The sequence below is a fragment of the Actinophytocola sp. genome (assembly GCF_036402745.1).
In the GTDB taxonomy this organism is placed as follows: Bacteria; Actinomycetota; Actinomycetes; order Mycobacteriales; family Pseudonocardiaceae; genus Actinophytocola.
In genome coordinates, this window is the sequence record NZ_DASWSJ010000381.1 from 1 (window position 1) to 9,266 (window position 9,266).

8 protein-coding genes are annotated in these 9,266 nt (G+C 75.1%); all 8 read right to left on the reverse strand.

Annotation, left to right across the window (positions count from 1 at the left end; translation table 11 throughout):
- A partial coding sequence (locus tag VGD70_RS33955) for a hypothetical protein (protein WP_331088728.1) occupies positions 1–789 on the reverse strand: 789 nt, incomplete at its 3' end.
- Positions 789–1,208 (reverse strand): DUF4247 domain-containing protein, encoded by a 420-nt coding sequence (locus VGD70_RS33960; RefSeq protein WP_331088730.1) that lies wholly within the window; start codon positions 1,206–1,208, stop codon positions 789–791. The genes VGD70_RS33955 and VGD70_RS33960, both read right to left, overlap by 1 nt.
- The gene (locus VGD70_RS33965) at positions 1,205–1,744 is read right to left on the reverse strand and encodes a DUF2617 family protein (RefSeq protein ID WP_331088732.1); all 540 of its coding nucleotides are present in this window, start codon (positions 1,742–1,744) and stop codon (positions 1,205–1,207) included. Before VGD70_RS33965 ends, VGD70_RS33960 begins: the two co-directional genes overlap by 4 nt.
- The gene (locus tag VGD70_RS33970; protein ID WP_331088734.1) at positions 1,741–2,343 is read right to left on the reverse strand and encodes a DUF4178 domain-containing protein; all 603 of its coding nucleotides are present in this window, start codon (positions 2,341–2,343) and stop codon (positions 1,741–1,743) included. Before VGD70_RS33970 ends, VGD70_RS33965 begins: the two co-directional genes overlap by 4 nt.
- A gap of 182 nt (positions 2,344–2,525) precedes the next feature.
- Positions 2,526–5,108, reverse strand: coding sequence for a CHAT domain-containing protein (locus tag VGD70_RS33975; protein ID WP_331088736.1), 2,583 nt, complete (start codon positions 5,106–5,108; stop codon positions 2,526–2,528).
- A 149-nt stretch (positions 5,109–5,257) separates the two neighbouring features.
- Positions 5,258–6,898: a S8 family peptidase gene (locus VGD70_RS33980; RefSeq protein WP_331088738.1), complete on the reverse strand. Its 1,641-nt coding sequence runs from the start codon at positions 6,896–6,898 to the stop codon at positions 5,258–5,260.
- 98 nt (positions 6,899–6,996) lie between these two features.
- A complete protein-coding gene (gene mnmA / locus VGD70_RS33985) occupies positions 6,997–8,088 on the reverse strand; it encodes a tRNA 2-thiouridine(34) synthase MnmA (RefSeq protein WP_331088740.1) in 1,092 nt (363 codons plus the stop codon).
- A 4-nt stretch (positions 8,089–8,092) separates the two neighbouring features.
- Positions 8,093–9,265 carry a cysteine desulfurase family protein gene (locus tag VGD70_RS33990; protein ID WP_331088742.1) on the reverse strand — a complete coding sequence of 391 codons (1,173 nt, stop codon included), beginning with the start codon at positions 9,263–9,265 and terminating at the stop codon, positions 8,093–8,095.
- Position 9,266: the final 1 nt, after the last annotated feature.

Sequence of the window (9,266 nt, forward strand, 5' to 3'; positions counted from 1 at the left end):
GGAGTCGGTGGGCTTCACCGGCTTCGGTGAGTCGTCGGGGGCCGGGACGGGGGTCGTGGGGGTGTCCTGCCACTCCGCGGGGACGTACTCCGGGATCTGCTCCTCCGCCGGCCCGACCGTCGTCAAGGTGCGGCGCCGGCCGCGGGACGAGCGGATCGCGAACCAGCCGAACACGGCGCCACCAAGAACGAACAGGCCGCCCAGCAGGATCTGGTTGCCCGACTGGCGCCAGAAGTCCGAGCCCGGCGAGCCGGTCGGCACCGCGTCGCCCGCGTCGGCCTCGGGGGCCGGGGACGCCTCGATCGGCTCGGCGATGCCGGCGTCCGCGGCGAGGAGCGGGAGGGCGGCGACCGCCTTGTAGACGTCCGAGTCGAGGTTGTCGCCGACGAGACCCCCGGTGCTGATGATCTCCAGCGCGTCGAGGTCCGCTGTGGACGGTCCGCTCGGCAGGCTCACGACGGAGTAGCTCGCCGAGTCCTCGGACTCCGACGACGACGGCGTCCAGGTGACGCTGGCCTGGAACTCCACGCTCGAACGGCAGCGGGAGGGCGCGTCCGAGAGCGCGACGCCGGTCCCGAAGTTGGAGCCGACGCTCGTCTCCGGGACACCCTCGTTGTCGACCTGGACCGACCAGCCGTAGCAGACGCCCTGCGCGTCGTACGCCTCGGCGATCGTGGCGACCAGCTCGTCGGCCTCGGCCGGGTCGAAGACCACGTCCGCGGCCGCGGCACCCGGCGCGACGACGAGCCCCGACAGGACAGCACCGAGGACGAAACCCAGGCGGCGCATCACTTTCCGGCCCCCGGTCCGCCGCCCCGGATGACCTCGCCCGAGCCGCCCCCGGTGCCCCACACACCCGCCACGAACGGGAACCAGTGCGCGTACCCGCGGCGCTCGTCGTCGAGGTAGATCCGGGAGCCCGTCCCGCTCGCGGTGATCGCGACGATGTCGCCGGAGTAGCGCAGGAAGTAGCCCTGCGGGTCTACCTGGGTGTCGGCCGGCGACACGGCCGAGCGGATCGACTCGTAGACCGCCGTGGGCTTCTGGTCCGACGCGTACACGATCGAGTTGCCGTTGCCCGACACGCGCCGGTAGTTGTCATTGAGGTGGTCGCGGATGCCGCCGCCACCGAGGAACGCGAACAGCAGCACGATGAGCCCGACGGCGCCGAGCCCGCCGGCGATCAGCAGCTTGGGACGCACCCTCATACCGGCTTCACCGCGCTCAGCGTCTCGACCAGCTCACCGGCCTGCGGGTAGGCGTGCCAGGTGCGCCATGCGGCGCCGCCGGACTCGGGCCAGGTCCGCAGCGCGGTGATCGCGTAGGGCGCGCCGGGGAACTCGGCGACCAGCACGCGCGAGTCGTTCTCGGAGTCGCGGACGATCGCGTTGACCCGCGCGGCCAGCTCCTCGGGGAACAGCCGGTGGACCCGCGCCGCGAACCGCACGCGCAGCCCCTCGATCACGCTCTCCTCGTGCTCGGGCAGGTCGCCGAGGCGGTCGGGCAGGCACGCCACGGTCTCCGACCACGACTCCGGCCACAGCGAGATCGACGACGTCGGCCAGGTCGGCGTCCCCGGCCCGACGATGACCTGGTGCGAGGTGCCGAGCACGCGCAGCTCCAGCTCGACCGCGGGCAGGAGCACGCGGTGGGTGCCGAGCGCGGGTAACGGCTCGAGGCCGTAGTTGAGGCTCAGGTCGGCGGCGCGGGAGTCGGTGAACCGGGTGACGATGCGGGTTCTCACGCGCGGTCGCTGCCCGCCGGGTAGACGCGCAGCGCCGGCAGGGCGACGGACTCGCCGAGGCCGGCCTCCCATTTGCCGCCGTCGAAGCGCTCGAAGCTCAGCGCCTTGCCCTCCGGGCCCTCGTAGTCGACGTACTCGACGCTGCCGCGCTCGGCGACCGTGGTGGTGCCCTCGGAGGTGTAGCGGGCGGTGCCGTCCTCCTCCTTGCGGTAGCTGACGCCGCCGACCTCGATCGTCTTGCCGCCCGGCGACTCGACGAGGTCGGTCTCCCGCCAGAACACGACCTCGAGGTCCGGGTCCTCCTCGACCGACACCCAGACGCGGTCGCCGCGGGCGTCGTCGAGGAAGTGCTCCGACCAGCTGTAACCGCCCTCGGTGAGACGCAGCGAGCCGCGCACGAAGTACAGCTGGTCGCCGTAGTCGATCATGTCACCGGCGCGGACCGTACGGATGTCGGTGACACCCTCGTGGTCGGCCAGCGGATCCTGGGGCTTGGCCGGGGCCTGCGGCGCGGGCTTGCTCCGAGCCCGCGACCGGAGGACGAGCAGCACGATCAACGCCACCACGAGCACGATCAGCACGATCAGGAGCGCGATCACGTCTGGTTCCTCCCCAAATCACGGATATGCCGGCGAGCATAGTCAGCCGCACCGGTTCCCGGTCCGGAGGCGTCACGGCCGGCCCTCCCTCGCCCCTCCAGGCGAACCGAGGTCGATCTGGTCTGACCGCGGGCCGCGTGTTCGATCGGTACGACGTGCCGGTTCACCGGGCGGGCTGACGGTCAGCCCGCGCCCAGGCAGATGAACGGGCGGCGGAACGGGTCCCCGGCCATCGCGGCCGCCAGGGCCACCGCCGGGCGGTCGCCCTCGGCTATGCGGCGGTGGTAGTCGACCATCGTGGTGGCCGCGGCCTCGTCGCCCACCCGGCTCGACGCGGCCACCACCGTGCGGACGCCGCCGGCCAGCAGGCCGCCGGCGAAACCCAGTGCCTCGTCGCCCGGGCGGATGTGGTTCATCGCCAGCTCGCACGCGGCCAGCACGCAGTGCCGCGGCGGCCGGCCCAGCCGGGACAGCTCATGGGCGAACAGCGGGCCGTCGGCGAGCTCCAGCCGGGAGAACATCGCGTTCGTCGGCTCGTGCTCGCCGTGTGCGGCCAGGTGCGCGGTCGACGCGTCGTCCAGGGCCTGGCGCACCGCGGCGACGGTCGCGGCCGCGCCGGTGAGGTGCACGGCGCCGGGGTAGATGTCGCGCAGCTCGTCCTCCTCGGCGATCGCCTCCGCGAGCAGCGGGCCGCGAGCGATCACCACGTGGTCGGCGTCCACGGCGCCGAGCTCGGCGGAGAGCCACGCGGTGGCCGACGGCGCCACCACGACCGGCCGCCCGCGCAGCGACGGCAGGCTGCCCCACGGCACCGCGTACAACGCCCCGGTCGGCACGACCACCAGCTCGCGCTCGCCGACGACCGGCGCGAGCGGCGCGATCAGCCGCGCGTCGAGCTCCTCGGCGCTGCGCCGGGCCGAGTCCGTGACCACCCGGGCGAGCGGCGCGGGCAGGCCGTCCGGGGCGAGCGCGTCGAGGTCCGCGTGCAGCCGGTGCGCCCACTCGCCCGTCTCCGCCGCCGACGCGAGCCGGGCCAGCCGCGTCCGGCCGCCCGCGACGACGACGGCGACCAGCTCGTCGCCGGACACCGCGAACGTCACCAGCGCCCGCTCCCCCAGCGCCGCGACCACCTCGGCCAGCGACGCGACCGGGCGCGGCCGGCCCCACGGCGTCGTGTACCAGCCCTGCCGCAACACCTCCCGCTCCAGCGCCGCGGCCTGCCGCTCCTGCCGCCTCGCCGACCGCCCGCCGACCCGCTCCAGCTGCACCGCCCGCCGCAGCGAGCGCAGCGCGGTGACCTTCGCCGCGAGCACCGGGTCGTCGATGGCCGGCATGGGCTCGTAGCGGTACACCTGCGCCCGGGTCCGCTCCAGCCAGCCGAACAGCTGCCGCGCGGACCGGCGCGGCCCGTTGAGGACCAGGCCCACGGCGAGCTCGCCGAGCTGCTGGCCGTGGATCGCGGTGCCGCACACCAGCTCCAGCCCGCCCATCCGATCGCGGGCCCGGCCGAGCTCGACCAGCCCGCCGCGGGCCTCGGCCAGCGCCCGCCGCCGGTCGCCGCGGGCCACCGCCAGCTCGGCGCGGCACAGCCGCAGCAGCATCAGGTGGTCCAGCGGGGTGGTCGGGCGCTGCCGGGGCAGCTGGTCGAGCAGCAGCTCGGCCACCGCCGGGCAGCCGCGGCGCAGCTCCAGCCGGACCGCGAGCATCAGCGCGAGGCCGGTCTCGTCCTCCAGCATCAGCGCGCGCAGCGTCTCCGCGAGCTTGACCGCCCGCTCCGGCAGCCGGGCCGGGATCCGCCCGGACGCGAGCGCCGCCGCGGTCTGCGCGCGCAGGGCCACGAGCGCGGCGACCGCGGCCCAGCGGGTGTTGCCCCGCCGGGTGAAGCTGCGTTCCGCGGACCGCGCCCGCCGCCGGGCGTCGCCGATCTTGCCCGCCAGCAACGCGGCGGCCGCGCGCACGACCTCCGCCTCGGCGAGGTCCTGCCGGGCCCGCTGCTGGCGCAGCCGCGGGATGGCGTCGTCGAGCTGACGGGCCGCGTCGGTGGCGAGCCCGGCGGCGAGCAGCGCCCGCGCGCGGTCGAGCTGCAGTGCCGGCAGCAGCCCCGGGCTCAGCTCGCGGAAGCTGCGCTCGGCCTCGTCGTAGTGCCGCAGCGCGACCGGCAGGTCCCCGGTCATGTAGGCGGCGTAGCCGAGGTTGTGCCGGGCCTTGGCGGCCAGCAGCGGCAGGCCGCGCGCCTCGCTCGCCTCGATGCACCGGGCGAAGTCGGCGGCGGCGAGCTGGACCTGGGCGGAGAGCAGGTAGGCCGTGCCGCGGTTCAGGTACGCGCCCGCCAGCACGCTCGGGTCCCCGGTGCCGCTGCGGATGCCCCGCTCGAGCCGCGGGATCGCGTCGTCGAACACCTCGAGGCTCTCGGCGACCCGGCCGGCCCGGTAGAGGAACAGCGCCCGGTGGGCGAGCACGAGCCCGTCCAGCTCGGCGCGCTCCGGGCCGTCCGGCAGCAGCCTCGCGTGCCGCTGCGCGTCGTCGAGCCCGTCGAGGCCGGCCGCGAGCGAGTCGGCCTCGACGTCCACGTAGGCCAGGCTGACCAGGACCCGCACCCGCAGCGCGGTGGCCGCGCGGTCGGGCCCGGCGATCCGGCCCAGCCGGCGCAGGGCGTCGGTGAGCAACGACCGGCCGTGCCCGAACCGGTACGCGCCCACGGCCTCACGCGCGCGGGCGTGCAGCTCGGACGCGCGGGCGAGGTCGGCGGACGACGCGGCACTCACGCCGGCCGAGCTTCTGGCGCGGTTCCGCTGATCACGAACAGCCAGCCTCTCAGGAGCGCTCGCCCAGGGCGCGTCCGCGGCCAGGGGCCGCCGGGGTTCGAATCGCGCGGCCGATGATCCATCAGACGTCTAGTGTCCCGCGCGGGACACTAGCGCCATCCTCGTTCCGTCAGCTCGGCGTCGGTCAGCTCCAGGGCGCGGACGGCGCGGTCGGCCCCGAACGACCTCGCGGCCGCGTCCGAGTCGCACAGCGCGTTCGCCAGCAGGCCGGCGACCACCGGGGTGGCGAACGACGTGCCGGCCCACACCGCGAAGCCGGTGCGCAGGTCGTCCGGGTCCGGCCCGGTCCGCCAGCGCGGTCCGACCCCGGCGCCGTCGAGCTTCTGGAAGCCGCCCGTGGCCACCCCCTCGACCATGGGGACCGTGCTGACCAGGGCATTGCCCGGCGCCCAGCGGCAGACCCACGGGCCGTGGTTGCTGAACGCCGCCGTGGTGACCCCGGAGGCGTTGAGCGCGCCGATCGCGGCGAGCAGCGGGTTGCCGGTGGTCGCGGAACTGTCCTGGCCGAACGCGGCGGGCAGGAACGGCCGGGTCGTCGCGTCGTTGCCGGCCGCGGCGACCACCAGCACGCCGAGGTCGGTGAGCCGCTCGATCGCGGCGGAGATCTGCAGCACGTCGGAGGGGGTGGCGGTCTCCGGGTAGAAGCCCAGCGACAGCGACACGACGTCGACCAGCTGGTCCGGCGTGCCGTCGGCGATGGCGTCGGCCACCCGCCGGCGCAGCCAGTCGAGCGCGAACAGCACCGAGCCCTCGGTGGAGCAGCCGTCGGTCTCCAGCACCCGCAGCGACAGGATGCGTGCGTCCGGGCACATCTGGTGGACCAGGCCGGCGACGAACGTGCCGTGCCCGAAGTGGGAGTCGGTGAACCCGAGCAGCGGCTGGATCTCGTCCGGCTGGTCCTCGGGCGCGAGCAGCGGGTGCGGCGTGCCGGCGCCCGGCTCGTGCACGGCCAGGTCCTGCTGGAACGCCGGGGAGACCTCGACGACCGGATCCATGCCGACCGGGCCGACCGTGAGCCAGTCGTGCCGGCCGATGCCGGTGTCGAGGACCGCGACGACCGGGCGGCGCTTGCCGGGCAGGTCGGCGGGCCGGCGGCGGGCCGGCTGCTTGCCGAGCATCGCGACCGGGTTGCGGCTGCCGGTGTAGAGGGTGATCCGGCCGTCGCCCATGCCGCCGCCGTGGTTGATCGGGGCGCCGTCGACGTTGCCGCCGTGGTTGATCGGCGCGCCCTCCACCGTGACCGAGGCCGACAGGACGAGGTGGTTGAGGCCGATCTCGCTGCCGCGCTTGTCGCCGAACGCCCGGCGCAGCGTCACCAGCGCGGCCCACGGGTCCGGCGGCCGGTCGGTGACCTGGTCCTGCCTGGTCACCAGCGGCACCGGCACCGGCAGGTCGGGGTGGACCCGGCGGACGCTGTCCCGCCAGCCCTCGTCGCCGGAGGGCCGGAGCTCGACACCGAGCGCCTCGAGCGCCCTGTTGTAATCGTTGGGCTCCTCCGGGAGCAGGCCCTGCGCCTCCCGCGCCGGCAGGAGCAGGCTGTCCGCGCGGTAGGCGGTGGACAGCGGCCAGCTGCCGTCGTGGGCCCGCACGGCCGTCGACGGCTCCAGCAGCCTGGCGCGGTGCCGGGCGAGGGTCCCGAGCGGAAGGCTGATGACGTCGGGAAAACGGGTACTGCGGTCGCTGGGCCGATCGGGGGACCCCGGGCCGCCGTTCGAGCTAGCGCTGATCATGAATCACCTCGGCTGAGTGGGTTAGTCGCGCACCACCTACGTCGACGGTCCGCCCCGCGGCGTAACGCCGTGGGCCGATCGGGAAAGCCCGGTTGCCGTCAGGGACGGGTGAGCGCGATGGTGGCGCTACCGAGCACCACATCACCGGCCGGGTCCTCGCGGTAGAGCACAACGGCCTGTCCTGGCGCGACCCCACGCAGCTCGCCGGCCAGCCCTACCACCAGCTCGCCGTCCACAATGGACGCCGTGGCGGCCGCGGTGCCGCCGTGCGCGCGAACCTGCGCCACGCAGCGGGTCTCGCCGGTGAGCGCGGTGCCGGACGGCCACATCGGACGCCGGGCCACGATCTCGCGAACCGTCAGCCGCTCGGCCGAGCCGACCCGCACCGAGCCGGACACCGGCTCGAGCGAGAGCACGTAGCGCGGCCGGCCGTCCGCGGCCGGAACCCGCAGGCCCAGGCCGTGCCGCTGGCCCACGGTGAAGCCGTGCACACCGGCGTGGGCGCCGAGCACCGCGCCGGTCTCGTCGTCGACCAGGTCCCCCGGCCGCTCGCCGAGGTGGCGGGTGAGGAACGCCCGGGTGTCGCCGTCCGGGATGAAGCAGATGTCGTGGCTGTCCGGCTTCTCGGCCACCGCGAGCCCGCGCTGCGCCGCCTCGGCCCGCACGTCGGCCTTGACCGAGCCGCCGAGCGGGAACATCGCGTGCCGCAGCTGGTCCGCGGTGAGCGAGGCGAGCACGTAGGACTGGTCCTTACCCTCGTCGGCGCTGCGCCGCAGCTCGGGCTGACCGTCCACAAGCGACAGCCGGGCGTAGTGGCCCGTGCACACCGCGTCGAAGCCGAGCGCGATGGCCTTGTCCAGCAGGGCGGCGAACTTGATGCGCTCGTTGCACTTCAGGCACGGGTTGGGGGTGCGGCCGGCGGCGTACTCGGCGACGAAGTCCTCGACGACGTCCTCGGTGAACCGCTCGGCGAAGTCCCAGACGTAGAAGGGGATGCCGAGGATGTCGGCGACCCGGCGCGCGTCGTGCGCGTCCTCGACCGTGCAGCAGCCCCGCGCGCCGGTGCGCAGCGTGCCCGGCTTGGCCGACAGCGCGAGGTGCACGCCGACCACGTCGTGCCCGGCCGCCACCGCCCGCGCGGCCGCCACCGCCGAATCGACCCCACCACTCATCGCCGCGAGCACCCGCATGGGCTCAGACTTCCACGTGCGCCTGAGCGGCCGCCGACCGGCGCAGCCCGACCACGCCGGCGTTGCGCGCCCGCGCCACGACCGGGCCGATCGCCTCGGCGACCGCGTGCACGTCGGCCGGGGTGGAGGTGTGCCCGAGAGAGAACCGCAGCGAGCCGCGGGCCAGCGCCGGCTCGACGTCCATCGCGAGCAGCACGTGGCTGGGCTGGGCCACACCCGCGGTGCAGGCCGAGCCGGTGGAGCATTCGATGCCCCGCGCGTCCAGCAGCATCAGCAGGCTGTCGCCGGCACAGCCGGGGAAGGTGAAGTGCGCGTTGCCCGGCAGCCGCGAGGGCGCGTCGTCCACATCGGACTGACCGGGGTCGCCGTTGAGGACCGCGTCGGGCACCGCGGCCCGCACGGCCTCGATGAGCTCGTCCCGCAGGCCCGCGAGGCGCTCGGCCTGCTCGGCGCGGTTGGCGACGGCGACCCGGACCGCGGCGGCCATCGCGACGATGCCCGGCACGTCGAGGGTGCCCGAGCGGACCTCGCGCTCCTGCCCGCCGCCGTGCAGCAGCGGCGCGCACGGCACGTCCCGGCCCAGCAGCAAGGCGCCGACGCCGAAGGGGCCGCCGATCTTGTGCGAGGTGACGGTGAGCGCGCTGGCCCGCGACGCGGTGAAGTCGACCGGGATGGCGCCGAGCGCCTGGACGGCGTCGGTGTGGAAGGGGATGCCGTGCTCGGCGCAGGTGGTGGCGAGCTCGCGGACCGGGTTGACCGTGCCGACCTCGTTGTTGGCCCACATCACGCTGACCAGCGCGACCGAGTCCGGGTCGCCGGCGATGGCCGCGCGCAGCGTGTCGTCGTGCACCCGGCCGAACCCGTCGACCTCGAGCAGGGTGATCTCCGCGCCCTGGTGCTCGGCGAGCCACTCCACGGCGTCCAGGACGGCGTGGTGCTCGACCGAGGACACGAGGATCCGTCTGCGCTCGGGGCGCTCGGCCTGCCGGGCCCAGTAGATGCCCTTGACCGCCAGGTTGTCGCTCTCGGTACCGCCTCCGGTGAAGATCACCTCGGACGGCCGGGCGCCCAGCGCCGCGGCGATCTCCTCGCGCGCCTCCTCCACCATGCGCCGCGCCCGGCGGCCGGAGGTGTGCAGCGAGGACGCGTTACCCCGGGCGGGCCGCGCTTGTGTCAGG

What these genes read in the sequence shown, in the direction of transcription:
- VGD70_RS33960 (WP_331088730.1), bottom strand. Translation starts at nt 1,208, where the DNA reads ATGAGGGTGCGTCCCAAGCTGCTGATCGCCGGCGGGCTCGGCGCCGTC.
- mnmA (WP_331088740.1), bottom strand. Translation starts at nt 8,088, where the DNA reads ATGCGGGTGCTCGCGGCGATGAGTGGTGGGGTCGATTCGGCGGTGGCG.
- VGD70_RS33980 (WP_331088738.1), bottom strand. Translation starts at nt 6,898, where the DNA reads ATGATCAGCGCTAGCTCGAACGGCGGCCCGGGGTCCCCCGATCGGCCC.